At 63.8% G+C, this 16,819-nt stretch carries 17 protein-coding genes; 5 read left to right on the forward strand and 12 right to left on the reverse strand.

Going from position 1 to position 16,819, the window contains the following annotated elements; translation table 11 throughout:
* Positions 1-17 precede the first annotated feature (17 nt).
* Positions 18-332, reverse strand: a complete 315-nt coding sequence (locus tag MB818_RS11180; RefSeq protein WP_238905156.1) for an ArsR/SmtB family transcription factor — start codon at positions 330-332, stop codon at positions 18-20.
* 68 nt (positions 333-400) lie between these two features.
* Between MB818_RS11180 and MB818_RS11185 the strand changes: the two genes are divergently transcribed.
* Complete coding sequence (locus MB818_RS11185; protein WP_238905115.1) at positions 401-1,195, forward strand: alpha/beta fold hydrolase; 795 nt, start codon at positions 401-403, stop codon at positions 1,193-1,195.
* Positions 1,196-1,217: 22 nt separating this feature from the next.
* Here the strand turns inward: MB818_RS11185 and eda are convergent, their stop codons facing one another.
* From eda to MB818_RS11210, 5 genes are all read right to left on the reverse strand, one after another.
* Complete coding sequence (gene eda / locus MB818_RS11190) at positions 1,218-1,850, reverse strand: bifunctional 4-hydroxy-2-oxoglutarate aldolase/2-dehydro-3-deoxy-phosphogluconate aldolase (RefSeq protein WP_238905117.1); 633 nt, start codon at positions 1,848-1,850, stop codon at positions 1,218-1,220.
* A 3-nt stretch (positions 1,851-1,853) separates the two neighbouring features.
* The gene (edd, locus tag MB818_RS11195; protein ID WP_439653285.1) at positions 1,854-3,659 is read right to left on the reverse strand and encodes a phosphogluconate dehydratase; all 1,806 of its coding nucleotides are present in this window, start codon (positions 3,657-3,659) and stop codon (positions 1,854-1,856) included.
* Between the two features lie 2 nt (positions 3,660-3,661).
* A complete protein-coding gene (gene zwf, locus MB818_RS11200; protein ID WP_234139650.1) occupies positions 3,662-5,113 on the reverse strand; it encodes a glucose-6-phosphate dehydrogenase in 1,452 nt (483 codons plus the stop codon).
* A gap of 791 nt (positions 5,114-5,904) precedes the next feature.
* Positions 5,905-8,148 (reverse strand): phosphoenolpyruvate--protein phosphotransferase, encoded by a 2,244-nt coding sequence (gene ptsP, locus MB818_RS11205; RefSeq protein WP_234139649.1) that lies wholly within the window; start codon positions 8,146-8,148, stop codon positions 5,905-5,907.
* A 47-nt stretch (positions 8,149-8,195) separates the two neighbouring features.
* On the reverse strand, positions 8,196-9,434 hold the full coding sequence (locus MB818_RS11210; protein WP_234139648.1) for an aspartate kinase: 1,239 nt from the start codon (positions 9,432-9,434) through the stop codon (positions 8,196-8,198).
* A gap of 182 nt (positions 9,435-9,616) precedes the next feature.
* Here MB818_RS11210 and MB818_RS11215 point away from each other — a divergent pair, with 182 nt between their 5' ends.
* Entirely contained in the window at positions 9,617-9,970 is a 354-nt protein-coding gene (locus MB818_RS11215; protein WP_238905120.1) for a hypothetical protein, read from the forward strand.
* Here the strand turns inward: MB818_RS11215 and MB818_RS11220 are convergent.
* From MB818_RS11220 to MB818_RS11240, 5 genes are all read right to left on the reverse strand, one after another.
* Positions 9,964-10,602, reverse strand: coding sequence for an SDR family NAD(P)-dependent oxidoreductase (locus tag MB818_RS11220; protein ID WP_238905121.1), 639 nt, complete (start codon positions 10,600-10,602; stop codon positions 9,964-9,966). The two genes, MB818_RS11215 and MB818_RS11220, sit on opposite strands and share 7 nt — an antisense overlap.
* Before the next feature lies 1 nt (position 10,603).
* Positions 10,604-11,029 (reverse strand): DUF1178 family protein, encoded by a 426-nt coding sequence (locus tag MB818_RS11225; RefSeq protein WP_234139645.1) that lies wholly within the window; start codon positions 11,027-11,029, stop codon positions 10,604-10,606.
* 51 nt (positions 11,030-11,080) lie between these two features.
* Positions 11,081-11,581, reverse strand: coding sequence for an NUDIX hydrolase (locus MB818_RS11230; RefSeq protein WP_238905123.1), 501 nt, complete (start codon positions 11,579-11,581; stop codon positions 11,081-11,083).
* Between the two features lie 68 nt (positions 11,582-11,649).
* Positions 11,650-12,411, reverse strand: coding sequence for an EcsC family protein (locus MB818_RS11235; protein WP_238905125.1), 762 nt, complete (start codon positions 12,409-12,411; stop codon positions 11,650-11,652).
* A 49-nt stretch (positions 12,412-12,460) separates the two neighbouring features.
* Positions 12,461-12,949 carry a GNAT family N-acetyltransferase gene (locus MB818_RS11240; RefSeq protein ID WP_234139642.1) on the reverse strand — a complete coding sequence of 163 codons (489 nt, stop codon included), beginning with the start codon at positions 12,947-12,949 and terminating at the stop codon, positions 12,461-12,463.
* 83 nt (positions 12,950-13,032) lie between these two features.
* Here MB818_RS11240 and MB818_RS11245 point away from each other — a divergent pair, with 83 nt between their 5' ends.
* Positions 13,033-13,641, forward strand: coding sequence for a flavin reductase family protein (locus MB818_RS11245; protein ID WP_234177791.1), 609 nt, complete (start codon positions 13,033-13,035; stop codon positions 13,639-13,641).
* Positions 13,638-14,267 carry a CatB-related O-acetyltransferase gene (locus tag MB818_RS11250; protein WP_238905127.1) on the forward strand — a complete coding sequence of 210 codons (630 nt, stop codon included), beginning with the start codon at positions 13,638-13,640 and terminating at the stop codon, positions 14,265-14,267. Before MB818_RS11245 ends, MB818_RS11250 begins: the two co-directional genes overlap by 4 nt.
* A 118-nt stretch (positions 14,268-14,385) precedes the next feature.
* Here the strand turns inward: MB818_RS11250 and MB818_RS11255 are convergent, their stop codons facing one another.
* Positions 14,386-16,020, reverse strand: a complete 1,635-nt coding sequence (locus tag MB818_RS11255; protein WP_234139639.1) for a SulP family inorganic anion transporter — start codon at positions 16,018-16,020, stop codon at positions 14,386-14,388.
* A 160-nt stretch (positions 16,021-16,180) separates the two neighbouring features.
* On the opposite strand from MB818_RS11255, the gene MB818_RS11260 reads away from it, so the two are divergent.
* Positions 16,181-16,762, forward strand: coding sequence for a hypothetical protein (locus tag MB818_RS11260; RefSeq protein WP_234165914.1), 582 nt, complete (start codon positions 16,181-16,183; stop codon positions 16,760-16,762).
* Positions 16,763-16,819 lie beyond the last annotated feature (57 nt).

Raw genomic sequence — 16,819 nt, forward strand, 5'->3', positions numbered from 1 at the left:
CTTACGTCCTCACCGCTCTAGCGCCTTGGTGCGAGTTCTGCTGCGAGCCAATCCAGATACTCCCGGATCGCCGCCTCCTCCCGCTTGCAATAGGACCATTTCAGGTGCCTCCGCACCGTTATGAAACCTGCCTGTTTCAGCAGGTCCAGATGCCTGCTGGCCGTTGGCTGCGCAACGTCGAGCGCCTTGGCGATCATCGTCATGCACACCCCGAACTCTGCCGGATCCGCCGACCATTGATCCGCAAAATGCCGCTGCGGTTCCGCCAGCAGCTGCAAAACCTTCAGTCGCGGCCCGCTGGCCATGGCCTTGATTTGAATTGACCTGTCCATGGCTTCCAATCATATAGTCAGTTAGCTAAATGTAAATGTGAGATATGGTCATGCTGGATCTTCCCCATATGTCGATCATCGAAGGCGCCGCTATTCGGTGGGGAAAGACCGGGAACGGCCCTCCGTTGGTTGCCATCCACGGCACGCCGTTTTCCTCGCAAGTCTGGCGCAGGATCGTGCCTTACCTGACGGACCATAGGACGGTCTATTATTTTGATCTGGCCGGTTATGGTCAGTCCGAAATGCGTGACGGGCAGGATGTATCGCTGGCGGTTCAAACCAGGGTCCTGGCCGGCCTGTTCCGGGAATGGGACCTGGACCGCCCCGATGTTCTGGCCCACGATTTTGGCGGCGCAACGGCATTGCGTGGCTACTTCCTCGATGGTCTGCGCTTCAAGTCGCTGACGATCTTCGACGCTGTTGCACTTGCCCCCTGGGGGTCGCCCTTCGTGCAGCACGTGCGGCAGCACGAGACCGCATTTGCGGGAATGCCCGATTATATGCATCAGGCGCTGCTGCGCGCCTATTTGCAGACCGCCGCGTACAGGCCGCTGTCGCCAGAGGCGATGGATATCTATGCAACGCCCTGGACTGGCCCAGTCGGACAACCGGCCTTCTATCGCCAGATCGCCCAGATGGATCAGAGATACACCGACGAGGTTCAAGGGCTGTACCGTCAGATGGATTGCCCTGTCACCGTCCTGTGGGGAGAGCGCGACGCCTGGATCCCCTGCGACAAAGGCATGGAGCTGGCGGCTTTGATCTCAAGGAATGCCTGCTCTCCCATCCCCGATGCCGGGCATCTGGTTCAGGAGGATTGCCCCGAAGCGATCGTTGCCGCCGTCCTGAAGCAGATCACCTGACCCTGGACGATCCCGCCCCCCTCTATCCCCGGCCCAGCGCTGCTGCGGCGCGGGCCAGGGCCTCGATCCCGGCCCAGTCGCCCGCCGCCACCATGTTCTTGGGCGCCACCCAGCTGCCACCGGCACAGACCACGTTGGGCAGGCTCAGATAGCTCTCGGCATTCTGCGGCGACACGCCGCCGGTGGGGCAGAACCCGATCTGCGGCAGGGGCGCCCCGATCGCCTTGAGCGCGGGTGCCCCGCCCGAGGCCTCGGCCGGAAAGAACTTGAGCATGTCATAGCCCCGTTCCAACAGCCGCATCGCCTCGCTGGCGGTGGCGGCACCCGGCAAGAGCGGCAGGCCCTCCGCCTCGCAGGCGGCGAGCAGCCTGTCGGTGGCGCCGGGGGACACCCCAAACCGGGCACCGGCGGCCTTGGCCGCGCGCACGTCCTCGGGCGTGACCAGCGTGCCGGCGCCGACCACGCCGCCGGGCACCTGGGCCATGATGCGGATCACCTCGAGCGCTGCCGGAGTGCGCAGCGTCACTTCCAGTGCGGGCAGACCTCCGGCGACCAACGCCTCGGCGAGCGGGCGCGCATGGGCGGCATCGTCGATCACCAGAACCGGAACGATGGGCGCCATCTCGCAGATGGCGCGGGTCTCTCGGGATGTCATGCGCTAACCTCCAAATACGCTGGCGCCAGTATCTGCCGAACCGACCGCCGCCCGGAAGGCGGCAAACAGGTCGCGGCCGGTGCCGAACTGGTTGCCGGACAGGTCTGCCGTGACCGGGTCGCGTGCCAGTACACCCTCGGTCAGGATATCAAGCACGCCCGCCTCGGCATCGACCCGCAACAAGTCGCCGTCGCGCAGCCGCGCGATGGGACCACCCTCCAGCGCTTCGGGCACCACGTGGATTGCGGCCGGAACCTTGCCCGAAGCGCCCGACATGCGCCCATCGGTGACCAGCGCCACCTTTTGCCCGCGCCCTTGCAGGATCGACAGGATCGGTGTCAGCGAGTGCAGCTCGGGCATGCCGTTGGCCTTGGGTCCCTGAAAGCGGACCACCACCACCATGTCGCCGGTCAGCTGACCGGACTTGAAAGCGGCCTTGACCTCGTCCTGGTCGAGAAAGACGCGCACCGGCGCCTCGACCACCCAATGTTCCGGCGCCACGGCCGAGACCTTCATCACCGCCGTTCCCAGCGACCCCGAAAGGCGCGACAGCCCACCGGTCGCCTGAAACGGGTCAGAGACCGGGCGCAGGATCTTGTCGTTCAGGCTCGTTTGCGTTCCGGCCTCCCAACCGAGCACCCCATCCCGCAGCTTGGGCTCCTGTGTATAGCGCTCGAGCCCCCGGCCCGCCACCGTCAGCGTGTCGGGATGCAGGAAACCGGCCTCGAGCAGGGTGCGGATGGTATAGCCCAGCCCGCCCGCCGCGTGGAAATGGTTCACGTCGGCCAACCCGTTAGGATAGACCCGTGCGATCAGCGGCACCACCGCCGAGATCTCGGCAAAGTCCTGCCAATCCAGCAGGATACCCCCCGCCCGCGCCATTGCAACCAGATGAATGAGCAGGTTGGTCGAGCCACCGGTCGCCATCAGCCCGACAATGCCGTTCACATAGGCGCGTTCATCCAGCACATGCGCCACCGGGGTATAGGTGTTGCCCAACGCCGAAAGGCTGAGTGATCGCCGCGCCGCCTCGGCGGTCAGCGCCTCGCGCAGGCCGGTGTTCGGCGGCACGAAACTGGCGCCCGGCAGGTGCAACCCCATGAACTCCATCAGCATCTGGTTGGTGTTGGCGGTGCCGTAAAAGGTGCAGGTGCCCGGCCCGTGATAGGCCGCCATCTCGGCAGCCATCAGCTCGACATGGCCCACCTCACCCTTTGCAAAGCGCTGCCGCACCTTGGCCTTTTCATCATTGGGCAGACCGCTGGTCATCGGCCCCGCAGGCACGAAGATCGCCGGCAGATGGCCAAAGCTCTGCGCCGCGATCACCAGCCCCGGCACGATCTTGTCGCAGACGCCCAGAAACACCGCCGCGTCAAAGGTGTTGTGGCTGAGCGCAACACCCGCCGCCATGGCAATCACGTCGCGCGAGAACAGCGACAGTTCCATTCCCGGTGCGCCCTGGGTGACACCGTCGCACATGGCGGGAACGCCGCCTGCCACCTGCGCGGTGCCGCCGACAGAGCGGGCGGCCTGGCGCAGCACATCCGGATAGCGCTCGAACGGCTGATGCGCCGACAGCATGTCGTTATAGCTGGTGACGATGCCCAGATGCCCGGCCGAGCCGGTGGCCAACGCCTGTTGATCCTCCCCCGCCCCGGCATAAGCATGCGCCTGTCCCGAACAGCTGAGATGCGCCCGCGCCGGGCCCTGGTCGCGGGCCGCGTCGATCCGGGCCAGATAGGGACCGCGCGTTTCGGCGCTGCGCGCCACGATCCGGGCCGTCACCTCGGCTATGGTCGCATGTACCATGGTCATCCTCCGATCTGCCGCCAGCGGCGGCCGTCGCGATGCAGCAGCATCAGCGCCTCTTCCGGACCCGAACTGCCCTGATCATAAGGATAGGGCCGGTCGCGGTTTCTTTCCCATTCGGCGATGATGGGATCCACCCAGGCCCAGGCGGCCTCAGCCTCGTCGCCGCGCATGAACAGGGTCTGGTCACCCCGGATCACGTCCATCACCAAACGCTCATAGGCGTCCTGTGGCCGGGTATCGCCGCCCAGCGCCTCGGCAAAGCTCATGTCCAGCGGTACCTCGGCCAGCCGGAAGCCGCCCGGCCCCGGATCCTTGATCGTGGTGCGCAGGGTGATGCCCTCATCCGGTTGCAACCGGATGATCAGCTTGTTGCCGTGGATCGGCCCCACATTGGGAAAGATCGAATGTGGCGGATCGCGGAACTGCACCACGATTTCCGACACCCGCGCCCGCAGCTTCTTGCCGGTGCGCAGATAGAACGGCACCCCGGCCCAACGCCAGTTGGCCACATGAACCCTGAGCGCAATGAAACTCTCGGTGCGGCTCTGGGGATCGCCCACATGGTCCAGATAGCCATCGCCGCCCTCGTCGGCGCGGTATTGCCCCCGGGCGATGTCGCCGGGCGGAACCGGGTCAAGCGCCTCGATCACCTTGACCTTTTCGTCCCGCACCGCGTTGGGGGTGAATTTCGATGGCGGCTCCATCGCGGTCAGACAAAGGAGCTGCACCAGATGGTTCTGAACCATGTCCCGCATGGCGCCGGACTGGTCGTAATAGGCCTCTCGCCCCTCGACGCCGATGCTTTCGGCCACCGTGATCTGCACATGGTCGATATGGGTCGCGTTCCAGAGGGGTTCGAACAGCGAGTTGGCAAAGCGCAGCGCCATCAGGTTCTGCACCGTTTCCTTGCCCAGATAGTGGTCGATCCGATAGATCTGGTGTTCCTCGAAACAGACCCTCAGACCGGCATTCAGGGCGCGCGCGGTTTCCAGATCACGACCAAAGGGCTTTTCGACCACGATCCGCGCCTCGGGCGTGGCCATGCCGTGGCTCTCAAGCTGCCGTGCGATGCCGGCAAACAGGGACGGCCCGACCGAAAGGTAGAAGGCCCGCACCGCATCCGCGCGCAACATGGCTGCAAGCGCCTGCCAGCCATCCTCGCCGAGCGCATCCACCGCCACATAGTCGAGCTTTTGCAGGAACCGTCCGAGCACCTCGGTGCGGGTCGGGGTGTCCGGGGTAAATTCCTCGATCGCCTGACGCACCTCGGCGCGAAAGGCCTCGGTCGTCAGCTCGGTGCGGGCCGAACCGATGATCCGCGCCTCCTCGGGCATCTGTCCCACTTCGTAGCGATGAAAGAGCGCTGGCAAGATCTTGCGGCGAGCAAGATCGCCGGTAGCCCCGAACAGAACCAGATCGAAGGCACTGACCGGAATGACACGGGATACCATGCTGTCTCCTTTGCAACGGCTCTTTTGCGTATCCACGCCGGGCTCCGGGCCGGGACATCACAAATGTTAACGCTAACAATTTGCCGTCCTCTTTACGGATACCCTGCAAAATATCAAGCCCATCCTGACATAAAACAGTTTTCTGTAGCGGCCCTGATCCAGCCCACCCTCAGCAAGCGGCGACGAGCACGACGAGAAGCGATTGTGGATATCTGTGACACGACTGCCACCATCAGACGAAATAACCTATATGAAAACAGGTTTTTCAGGCCCATTAAGCTCCTGCTTTCGGCTGTGGAAAACTCTGTGGGTGATATCGAAAGTTGACTTTATTATAAATGGTTAGACATGAATACTTATGTGGCGGTTCAGCATTTGAGACCACTACGCACGGATTCAATGGAGAAATCGCATTGCACCTGATATCCGTGCCACCAAGAGTAAGGTGAACGAGGCTTGCTGCCAGAAAACGACCTGCGGAGATACGTCAAAGCATATCGTACAGCGGATTTCCTGTCTGCACAGCAGTTGTGGATGAAATTGATGCACAATACGCTTGTTATCAAAAATAGCATATTCTGAGGCAAAATCTTCCTGAAATTCGATCAAGTGAATCAAGAAACATCAATTATTTACGGCGAAACGCTGGTGAATTTATCCACAGCTCTCGCTCTAAGTTGACCCAAACCGCTACTCGATCCGGCCCAGGGCCAGCAAAGATTTGCTGAAAACAACAGACAAATGGCACCGGGCCCGTACGGGCACTGTCAGGGATCCGGTATCGGGGAAGATCAAGGATTCTGGCTAAGCCAGTCCATCACCGCAGGACGCACGGACTGAACACCACGGTGGCGGGCATCCGTGATGATCTTACGCAGCTCACCCAGATCCGTGCGCAAAAGCAAGCTCTTGACGGGTCCAATTGAAGCGGGGCGCATCGACAAGGTGCGGATACCCATGGCCGCCAGACAGATCGCCTCGATCGGTCGTCCGGCATCCTCACCGCAAAAGCTGAGCGGCGTTCCAGAGATGCCGCACCGCTCGACAATCCGTTCGATCAGGCTGAGAAAACTGCTGTTGAGCGTGTCATAGCGCCGGCGCACGCGTTCGTTCTCGCGGTCGGCGGCAAAGAAGAACTGTTTCAGATCGTTGCCACCGATCGAGAGAAATCCGACATCGTCAAAGAACTTCTGCGGCGCAAAGGCCAGCGAAGGCGTCTCGAGCATGGCGCCGATTTCCAGCGTCTCGGGCAGCGGATGGCCCAGAACCTTTTCGCGGGCGATGGTCTTGTCCACCTCGGCGCGCGCGGCGTGATATTCCTCGGCCTGGGCGACAAAGGGGAACATGATGCTGAGCGCACGGCCATTTGCGGCCCGGATCAGCGCCTGCAACTGCATGCGCATCACTCCGGGCTTGTCCAGCCCCACCCGGATCGCGCGCCAGCCCAGCGCCGGGTTCGGCTCGTCCGTGGGCTTCATATAGGGCAGCACCTTGTCCGACCCGATATCGAGGGTGCGGAACACGACCCGCTTGCCCTTGGCCGCGTCCAGAACGCGCGAGTAGAGCGCCACCAGTTCCGATCGTTTCGGCATCTGGTTGCGTACCAGAAATTGCAGTTCGGTCCGAAACAACCCCACCCCTTCGGCACCCGAACTTTCGAGCGAGGGCAGATCCGCCATCAGCCCCGCATTCATCACCAGATTGATATGCTGTCCGTCCTTTGTGATGGCGGGGGTTTCCCGGATCGAGGCATAGCGCGCCTGTGCATCCGCCTGCATCGCGATCTTGTCGCGAAAGGCACTGACCACACTCTCCTCGGGACGCAGGTGCACCACCCCCTGATCGCCATCGACCAGGATCTGATCGCCGTTCAGTGCCTCGGTGGTGATCCGCTCGGCATGCACGACCAGCGGTATCGCCAGTGCCCGCGCAACGATGGCCGCATGACTGCCGACCGAGCCTTCCTCCAGCACGATCCCCTTGAGCGAGCGGCCATATTCCAGCAGGTCGCCGGGCCCGATATTGCGTGCCACCAGAATCGGATCGGGCGGCAGTTCGGCGCCGGTCTGCTTGCCCTGACCGGTCAGGATGCGCAGCAGGCGGTTCGACAGGTCATCGAGGTCGGCCAGACGCTCGCGCAGATAGGAATCCTGTACCTGCCCCATGCGGGCGCGGGCCAGAGACTGTTCCTTTTCCACTGCCGCCTCGGCGCTGAGGCCGCGGGCGATATCCTCTTCCATCCGGCGCATCCAGCCTTTGGAATTGGCGAACATCCTGTAGGCCTCGAGAACCTGCAACTGTTCCTTGTCGCCGTTCTGCGACATCTCCAGCATCTTGTCGACGCCGACGCGCAACTCGTCCACAGCCTCGTTCAGGCGCTCCATCTCGCGATGGGGGTCGTCGGCGATCGGGTTGGTGATCACCACGCGCGGCTCGTGCAGCCAGACATGGCCCTCGGCCGCGCCTTCCTGCCCGGTGCCGCCCCGGAACATGGCAGATTTCTGATGCAGCGGCGACAGCGCCGCGCCCTCGCCGACAAAGGCGCCCAACTCGGCCATCTCGGCCAGCACCATGGCCACCACTTCCAGCGCATAGACCTCGTCGGCGGAAAACTCGCGCGCGTCGCGCGACTGCACCACCAGAACACCCAGCTTTTCGCCAAGCCGCTGCACGGGGATGCCCAGGAAGGAGGAATAGCGTTCCTCCCCTGTCTCGGGCATGTAGCGGAACCCCTTGGCCGAGGGCGCATCGGGCGTGTTGACCACCTTGCCGGACTTGGCGACGCGGCCGACCAGCCCCTCGCCCAACCGCATCCGGGTCTGGTGCACCGACTCGGGCTTCAACCCCTCGGTGGCGCACAGTTCCAGCGTGTCGACATCGCGGAACAGGTAGATCGAGCAGACCTCGGTCCCCATGCTGTCGGCGATCAGATGCGTGATCCGGTCCAGACGGGCCTGACCGGCCTCGTCCGTCGCCATCGCCTCGCGTAGCCGCCCCAGCAGCTTGCGGGATTCGCTTTCGGTTCCGTCCGCCATGGGTCCTCGCGCCGTTGCAGGATCAGGCGCGCCCGGCCCCGCTTGGATCAGGCCGCCTTGTCCAGTTCAAACGCATCATGCAGCGCCTGCACGGCAAGTTCCATGTATTTCCGGTCGATCAACACGGAAATCTTGATCTCAGAGGTTGTAATCACCTTGATGTTGATCCCCTCATCCGAGAGTATCTTGAACATCTTGGCGGCCACGCCCGACTGGCTGCGCATGCCGATGCCGACGACCGACACCTTGCAGACGTCATAATCGACCAGCAGGTCCTCGAATTCCAGCTCGCCCGCGTCCTTGACCGCGTTCATCGCCTTTTCGGCGCGCGCCACCTGGTCGGTGGGGCACGAGAAGGTCATGTCGGTGATGCCTTCCTCGGACACGTTCTGCACGATCATGTCCACGTTCACACCACCCTCGCTGAGCGCGTTAAAAATGGTGGCAGCAACGCCGGGACGGTCCTGGACCGAAACGACGGTCATCTTGGCCTCGTCGCGGGAATAGGCGACGCCGGAGACTACATTGGATTCCATGATTTCCTCCTCATCGACAACCAGCGTACCGGCGGTGTCGGATTGTTCCTCGAAACTGGAGAGGACACGCAGTTTGACCTTGTACCGCATGGCCAGTTCGACCGAGCGGGTTTGCAGCACCTTGGCCCCCAGCGAGGCCAGTTCGAGCATTTCCTCGAACGAAATCTTTTCCAGCTTGCGCGCCTTGGTGCAGATGCGCGGATCGGTGGTATAGACGCCATCCACATCGGTATAGATGTCGCAGCGCTCGGCCTCGAAGGCGGCGGCAAAGGCAACGGCGGTGGTGTCCGACCCGCCCCGGCCCAGCGTGGTGATGCGGCCCTCGGGGCTGACGCCCTGGAACCCGGCGACCACCGCAACCTTCATGCCTTCGGCGAATTTCTGGTTGATATTGTGCGGCGGGATATCTTCGATCCGGGCCTGGCTGTGCGCGCTGTTGGTCATCAGCGGCACCTGCCAGCCCTGCCAGCTGCGCGCGGGGATATCCATCTCTTGCAGCGTCAGCGCCATCAGGCCGGCGGTGATATTCTCGCCCGACGACACAACCGCATCATATTCCCGCGCATCGAACAGCGGCGAGGTCTCGTTGACCCAGCCCACCAGTTCATTGGTCTTGCCGGCCATGGCCGAGACGATGACGATGACGTCATAGCCCTTGGCCACTTCGACGCCCACGCGCTTGGCCGCGCGGCGGATACGGTCGAGATTGGCGACCGAAGTGCCGCCGAATTTCATCACGAGCGTTGGCATGGGGGCTAGGTCTCCGCGCCTGTGGAAAAATGTCCCGAGCCTCTTATGCGAGGGGGGGTACAAGAGCAAGAGGGCAATGGGGCCGCACCGATTTGACGCAGGGCCGCAAGGCGGCCTACGGGCTTTACAGATTCGGGCCGGAATGCGAGCGTTGCACAGCCTTTAGCCAGAAAGGAAAGACCATGCGCGCCACCATTCTCGCTGTCAGCCTTATCCTGTCTTCGTCTGTGGCGTTTGCCGCCACCGTATCCGGGACCGACGGACAAAACGCGTTGGGAACGGTCCCCTGCGCGACGGGTGGTCAGGCCCTTTCCGATTGCCCGGCAGAGCTGCGCCGCAAGGAGGATGGTACCGCCACATTGGCTGTCATCCTGCCCGGCGGGACGGTGCGCAACATCTATTTCGAGGATGGTAAACCGGTTTCCAGCAGCTCGCCCTCTGCCGTCAGTTCGGAAACCTCCGGCGATACGCTGCGGATTTTCATTGCACCAGGCGAGGTATTCGAACTGCCGGCGGCCGCGGTCGCGTCTCAATAAGGGTGCGCGCGCCCGTCCCAGGTTTCGAAACATCCCGTCGTCTCGGGCGATAGCGTGGCAAAGCGCTCGATCAGGCCGCCCGTCGCCTCGGTAACGTCGATATCGCCGCCCTGACCGCCCATGTCGGTACGGACCCAGCCCGGATGATAGACGCCCACGGCGATGCCCTCGGGTGCCAGATCGGCAGCCAGGTTGCGACCCAGGTTCAGCACAGCAGCCTTGGACGCGCGATAGGCATAGCTGCCGCCCGGCGCACGCGTGTGCGAGGCCATCTGCGACGAGATGATTGCAATCTTGCCGCCGGCGGCCCTGATATTGGGGAGCAGGGCCTGAACGGTCAGAAAGACGCCGGTGACATTGGCGGCAAAGCTGTCGGTCCAGACCTGCGCGGTGTAGCCCTCCAGCGACAGCCCCTTGTCCAGATAGACGCCTGCGTTGCAGATCAACAGATCAATGGGGCGCCCCGCCAGCACCTCGGCCATGGCGCGGTGCTGGACCGGGTCGGTCACATCAAGCGCGATATCGCAGCTGTCATCGCGCGCGGTGGCGGTGACGTCATGGCCCGCCTTGCGATACTGTGCGGCGAGCTCCCGCCCGATCCCGCGGTTGCCGCCGGTGATCAGTACATGCATGTCAATTCGCCTTTCGGTTCGGCAGGAATGGCAACGGCGCGACGGGAATACCGTCCTCAAGCAGGGCCTTGGCCTCTTCCATCTTGGCCTCGCCATAGATCGCCCGTTCCGGCGCCTCACCCAGATGCATCCGGCGCGCTTCGGTTGCGAAATCCCGGCCCACATAGTCGGAATTCGCCTCGATCTTGCGCCGGATCTCGGCCAGTGCCTGTTCGGCGGGCGTTGCAGGCGCGGTCAGCGGGCGGGCGTCCTTGTTGGACCGGACCGAGGTGACACGGGGGCTCATGATCGCCTTTTCGACCTCGGTCCCGCCACAGACCGAGCAGGCGACCATTCCGGTCGCCGCCAGTTTTTCAAAGGCGGCAGCCGATTGGAACCAGCTGTCAAAGCTGTGCCCGGCGCTGCATTTCAGAGAATACTGAATCATCTGGCCATTCCGTTGCGGTCCGCCCAGTAGATATCCACATATCCCGCAAGATCAAGTGGAGTGCGGCCCTGTGGCGGTCGGGCACAACCGCCGCAGCGCCATGGGATCGAGTGTCCCGAGCAGCTGTTTCAGCTCCGGTTCATCAACCTTCCGGGCTGCCTCGGTCGCGGCAAACCAGACCCGCTGCCGCTGGCCCGTTTCGGGGTATTCATCTTCCAGACGCGCAACGCAGAGCGGATATACCTCGACCTTGCAGGGAACCTCGCGCCGTTTATCGAGCAGCTTGGCATAGTGGTAAGCCCCCAGCGGGACCGGAGAGACACGCCCCACGACGCCCGCCTCCTCCCACGCCTCGCGTGCGGCGGTGGCGGATCCGTCCAGGCCGGGTATCGGCCAGCCCTTGGGCAGAATCCAGCGCCCCGTCCCGCGCGAGGTGATCAGCAGCACCAGGGGCGTGTCCCCGTCGAACCGGTAGCAGAGCGCGCCATATTGCAGCCGGGTCAGCGCCTGCGCCCTTTGCATCGTCACCGCCTTGTCGAGCTTTGCGTTCATCGCGCTCCGTCCTGTCCGCGTGGTCGCGCGGGTTGAAACCAATTAACGGCGGAATTGTGAAACTGCGGTTACATCCCTTCGCCCAGCGCCATCTTGTCCGACAGGCGCGCAACCAGTTCGGCATGGGGAATATCCGCATCCACCGCCAACCGCCTGAGCCCGAAATGCACATGCGCGATCTGCTGGTAATAGCGGGTATAGACATAGTTCACCGATGCCCCGGCAACCGCGCCCAGCACCGGCACCGATTGCGCCGCCAGCTTTTGCCCCAATGCTGTCGCAAGTCGCGGTGCCACGGCCGAGATCATCTTGTGCAAGGCCCCACCGGTCAGCGTAAGCCGCAGCGAGACAAAACCCAGATCGGCGCCGTCATCCGTCGACAACGGGCCTGCGGCGGCAAAGACCCGGATACAGTCGAACTGCACGTTCTCGGCGGCGGGATCGAACCCGTGTTCGACGGCCACGTCCTGTATCGCGCGCAAAAGAACCGTGGTGGTCGCTGGCAATTCGACCAGCGCCGAAGGCAACCCACCCATGCCACCGGCGGCGCCCATGGCTGTGGTCCAGATCATGTTGGTACGCGCGCTCTGTCCCGGCACCGCCAGGCGCGAGCCTTGTGCGGCGCGCATCGCCAGCACCAGCGCCCGCTCGGTCGCCTCGGTCAGACCGGTGCGCACCTGATGCGGCAGCCGGTCAAGCAGCCCTTCTGCCTGCCCGCCCAGCGCGTTCAACAACCGGATCCCGGTGCCGCCCGCCGCACGATAGCGTCTCGCCAGCGCCTCCAGCTCGGCCTCGGCATCCACCGGGGCAACGATCACGATATCCTGCATGGCGCATGCCTCCTCTGTTAGTCAAAGATCGGCATCGCATCATGCGATTTCAACGGGTCCAGCGGGTGACCCGGCCTGAAACGCCTGCCCAGGCGCCGGGCACCAGATCCAACCCCAGCACCCGGTCGGGATTGGTGGGTGGCGGCATCTCGACCCCATCCAGCCGGGCAAAGCCGAAGCGGCTGTAATAGGGCGCATCGCCCACAAGCATCACCCGTGCCCAGCCGCTTTCGCGGCCCGCCTCCAGCCCTTCCTGGATCAGAAACCCACCCAGCCCTTCGCCCTGGTGGGTGGGGTGCACGGCCACGGGCCCCAGAAGCAGCGCGTCGCAATCGCCCACATGCACCGGCCAGAACCTGATCGCCCCGGCCAGTGTGCCATCGCTGTCGCGCGCAACCAGCGACAGGCCGGCCACTGGCGGTACATCATCGCGCAGCCGGTACGAGGACAGCGCCGTGCGGCCCGGTGCAAAACACAGGTCATAAAGCGCCTCGACCTCCCACCAATCGTCCGGTGTTTCCGGTTTGACCTCGATCACCTGTCTTCCTGCCTCTCCCTTCGGGTGGAAATCGCCCTATCACTTCGTTACCCCTAGGGCAAACGCTTGGAGATCAAAGACACATGTTCTATCGACCTGAAGACGGGCACGGCCTGCCGCACAACCCGTTCAACGCCATCATCACGCCGCGCCCCATCGGTTGGATATCCACCCGTGCTGCGGATGGCACCAACAACCTTGCCCCCTACAGCTTCTTCAATGGTGCCGCCTATGTCCCGCCTCAGGTGATGTTCTCGACCACGGGCAGCAAGCCCGACCAGGACAACACCAAGGACACCGTCGCCAATATCGAGGCGACAGGTGTCTTCTGCGTCAACATCGTCGAATACGCGATGCGCGACGCGATGAACGCGACATCGGAGAGTCTCCCGCGCGATGTGGATGAATTCGCCCATGCCGGGCTGACATCCGTCGAGTGCGAAACGATCGCCTGCGCCCGCATCGCCGGGGCGCCCGCCGCGCTGGAATGCAAGCTGACGCAGATCGTGACGCTGCCCGGCGAGTCCAATCGGGTGGTATTCGGCGAGGTGACCGGTATCCACATGCGCGATGACTGCCTTAAGGACGGGATTTTCGACGTCACCACCTATCAACCGCTGGCCCGGCTTGGCTATCGTGACTATACCGTCGTGCGCGACCTCTTTACGCTTGCGCGCCCGGACGACAGATGACCCTTCCGGACCCAGGTCGTCGCTACCCGATCACGTTGCCTGACGGGTCCGACCATGCTGGCACCGTGTTCCTGAACCGGGTGATAGACCATCCCCGGTTCCGCGCCGGGGACTACAGCTATGCCTCTGATTTCGATCCGCCGAAGGATTGGGCGGCGCGGCTAGCGCCCTATCTGTTTCCCACTTCGGCCGAAACGCTGACACTAGGCCGCTTCTGCCAGATCGCTCACGGGGTCCGCTTCATCACCGCCTCGGCCAATCACGCCCAGAACGGGATCACCTGCTTTCCCTTCCCGGTCTTCGACCCGGCGCAAATGACCTCCTATCAGCCGGACCGCCGCGATACGGTGATCGGCCACGATGTCTGGATCGGATATGGGGCGATGATCCTGCCCGGCGCGCGGATCGGCAACGGCGCCATCATCGGCGCCGGCGCGGTGGTGCGTGGCACGGTGCCCGCTTACGCGGTGGTCACCGGCAATCCCGGCCAGGTGATCCGCTTCCGTTTCGGTCCCGACACCATTGCCCGGCTGCAATCTCTCGCCTGGTGGGACTGGCCGCCCGATCTCATCGCCCGCGCCGAACCGGCGCTGCTCTCAGGCGATCTTGCCGCCCTCGCCCCCTGATACCTCTTTCCTCTTGCCCCAAATATCCCGGAGCGCGAGGCAGCGCCTCGCATCCCGCACCGAAAGGTGCGGCAACAAGAAAGCGCGCGCCGTCAGGCGCGCACCGCTTGGCAAAGGGTCAGTGACCACCCAGGATGCCGGTCCGGACCGAGTAATCCACCGCCAGCCCGTAATCGGGGTCATCGTCGCTGTCGACCATCAGATGCCCGGCCTTGGTCAACAGCTGGTGGCAGTCGCGGCTCAGATGCCGCAGCATCACCTGCTTGCCCGCCGCCTCGTATTTCAGCGCTACCGCCTCGATCGCCTGCAACGCCGACTGATCGACAACCCGGCTCTCCTTGAAATCGACGATCACGGTTGCGGGGTCCTGTTCGACCTCGAACAGTTCCACGAACCCGTCGGTCGAGCCAAAGAACAGCGGCCCCTGAATCTCATAGACCTTGGCGCCCTTTGCGGTATGCGACTCGCGCGTCACCGCATGGATGCGCTTGGCGTTGTTCCAGGCATAGGCCAGCGCCGAGACGATGACCCCCACCACAACGGCAACCGCGAGGTCCTCCATCACGGTCACCACGGTGACCAGAACGGTGACAAAGGCATCGGTCAGCGGCACCTTGCGCAGGATCATCAGCGAGTTCCAGGCAAAGGTCCCGATCACCACCATGAACATCACGCCGACCAGCGCGGCCAGCGGGATCTGCTCGATCAGCGGCGCGCCGACCAGAATGAACACCAGCAGGAACAGCGCCGCCGCGATACCTGCCACACGGGTCCGGCCGCCGGATTTCACGTTGATCATGGACTGGCCGATCATCGCGCAGCCGCCCATGCCGCCAAAGAAGCCGGTCACCACATTGGCCGCGCCCTGGGCGATGCATTCCTGGCTGGCCCCGCCCCGCTTGCCGGTGATGTCGCCCACCAGGTTCAGGGTCAGCAGCGACTCGATCAACCCGATCGCCGCGAGGATGACGGAGTAGGGCAGGATGATTTCCAGCGTTTCCCAATTCAGCGGCACCATCGGGATGTGGAACTGCGGCAACCCGCCCTCGATAGAGGCCATGTCGCCCACCCGCGGCACATCCAGCCCGGCGCCGATCACCAGCGCGGCGACCACGGCGATGCCCGCGAGTGGTGCAGGGATCACCCGCGTCACCCGCGGCATGATCCAGATCACCACCATGGTCAGCGCCACCAGCGCCAGCATCAGCATCAGCGGGCCACCGGACAGCCATTCGCCGCCGCCCATCCCGTGGCCGGTATTTTCCATGCTGCCCGGCACCTTGAACTGGCCCATCTGGGCCAGAAAGATCACGATGGCCAGCCCGTTGACAAAGCCCAGCATGACCGGATGCGGCACCAGCCGGATGAACTTGCCCCATTGCATGACCCCGGCGACCAGTTGCAACAGGCCCATCAGCACCACGGTGGCAAAGAGGTACTCGACCCCGTGCTGCGCCACCAGCGCCACCATCACCACCGCCAGCGCCCCGGTTGCGCCCGAGATCATGCCCGGCCGCCCGCCGATCAGCGCGGTGATCAGCCCGACCAGAAAGGCCGCGTAAAGCCCCACCAGCGGGTGCACCCCGGCGACAAAGGCAAAGGCCACCGCCTCGGGCACCAGCGCCAGCGCCACGGTCAGTCCCGACAACAGCTCGATCCTGAGGCGCGAGGCGGTCAGCGGCTCGTCCGGCATCCAGCGCAGGTCGGGAATGGCGAGACGATTGGCAACACTTGCCAGGAAGGCACGGGGCATGGGTCAGGTCCTGATGGGGAGTTCGCGTTCCGCGCCTTGTAACGAATCGCTACCCATACGGCCATGGCGCAGCACGGATAGCGGCTATGCGTCGCATGCATGACTTTCGCTCGCGGCAACGTGACTTGCACGCGACCCGACCGCTGCTCACCTGTCTTGCATGCGTTCCCTGATCCCCTTGCTGCTTTCCGCCCTGATCGCCCTGCCCGCCCATGCCCAGGACATGCAGGGCAACGATACCGCCGGCAACTGGCGGGTCACCCATCACCGACTGATCGGCATCTGGGATTCCATGTGCGATGAACGGTTCGAGCAAGGGAAATTGGTGAAACGCTGCTATCTGCGGCACGTGGACGTGTTCTCGCCACATCCCGAATTTGCCGCGCAATATCTCTTTGTCACGCCCGAGGTCGAGGGCTTTGCGGTCGAGATCGGGATCGAGCCCGGCTCGCTTTTCGCCCCCGGCGGCCTTCGGGTCGAGGGTGAACAGGGGCGGATCTGGCACAGCAATTGGCCCGGCTGCCTGACCGGGCTGGGGTGTAACTTCTCGGACAACGGCGCAGAGACATTGATTACCGCAATGCGGCAGGGAAACCGCTTTCGCTTCACTTTCCGAGATCGCCACGGACGGGCGCAGGACCGCGACTGGCCGCTTGGCCAGTTCGAGGCAGCCTGGCAGGATTTTCTGGCGCAATCGCGGACGCGCGGACTTATCGGCGGCAGCAGCCCGAGGCAAGAATGAGCCCCACCCTTGAAATGCGCGCCGGAATCCGCACAACTCGGACGCGAAACGCCCGCA

Origin of the sequence: Ruegeria alba (assembly GCF_022321465.1) — a bacterium.
Classification (GTDB): Bacteria; Pseudomonadota; Alphaproteobacteria; order Rhodobacterales; family Rhodobacteraceae; genus Ruegeria_B; species Ruegeria_B alba.

Coding starts and splice junctions, on each gene's coding strand:
- MB818_RS11180 (WP_238905156.1), bottom strand. CDS start 332: ATGGACAGGTCAATTCAAATCAAGGCCATGGCCAGCGGGCCGCGACTG.
- MB818_RS11185 (WP_238905115.1), top strand. CDS start 401: ATGTCGATCATCGAAGGCGCCGCTATTCGGTGGGGAAAGACCGGGAAC.
- eda (WP_238905117.1), bottom strand. CDS start 1,850: ATGACATCCCGAGAGACCCGCGCCATCTGCGAGATGGCGCCCATCGTT.
- edd (WP_439653285.1), bottom strand. CDS start 3,659: ATGGTACATGCGACCATAGCCGAGGTGACGGCCCGGATCGTGGCGCGC.
- zwf (WP_234139650.1), bottom strand. CDS start 5,113: ATGGTATCCCGTGTCATTCCGGTCAGTGCCTTCGATCTGGTTCTGTTC.
- ptsP (WP_234139649.1), bottom strand. CDS start 8,148: ATGGCGGACGGAACCGAAAGCGAATCCCGCAAGCTGCTGGGGCGGCTA.
- MB818_RS11210 (WP_234139648.1), bottom strand. CDS start 9,434: ATGCCAACGCTCGTGATGAAATTCGGCGGCACTTCGGTCGCCAATCTC.
- MB818_RS11215 (WP_238905120.1), top strand. CDS start 9,617: ATGCGCGCCACCATTCTCGCTGTCAGCCTTATCCTGTCTTCGTCTGTG.
- MB818_RS11220 (WP_238905121.1), bottom strand. CDS start 10,602: ATGCATGTACTGATCACCGGCGGCAACCGCGGGATCGGGCGGGAGCTC.
- MB818_RS11225 (WP_234139645.1), bottom strand. CDS start 11,029: ATGATTCAGTATTCTCTGAAATGCAGCGCCGGGCACAGCTTTGACAGC.
- MB818_RS11230 (WP_238905123.1), bottom strand. CDS start 11,581: ATGAACGCAAAGCTCGACAAGGCGGTGACGATGCAAAGGGCGCAGGCG.
- MB818_RS11235 (WP_238905125.1), bottom strand. CDS start 12,411: ATGCAGGATATCGTGATCGTTGCCCCGGTGGATGCCGAGGCCGAGCTG.
- MB818_RS11245 (WP_234177791.1), top strand. CDS start 13,033: ATGTTCTATCGACCTGAAGACGGGCACGGCCTGCCGCACAACCCGTTC.
- MB818_RS11250 (WP_238905127.1), top strand. CDS start 13,638: ATGACCCTTCCGGACCCAGGTCGTCGCTACCCGATCACGTTGCCTGAC.
- MB818_RS11255 (WP_234139639.1), bottom strand. CDS start 16,020: ATGCCCCGTGCCTTCCTGGCAAGTGTTGCCAATCGTCTCGCCATTCCC.
- MB818_RS11260 (WP_234165914.1), top strand. CDS start 16,181: ATGCGTTCCCTGATCCCCTTGCTGCTTTCCGCCCTGATCGCCCTGCCC.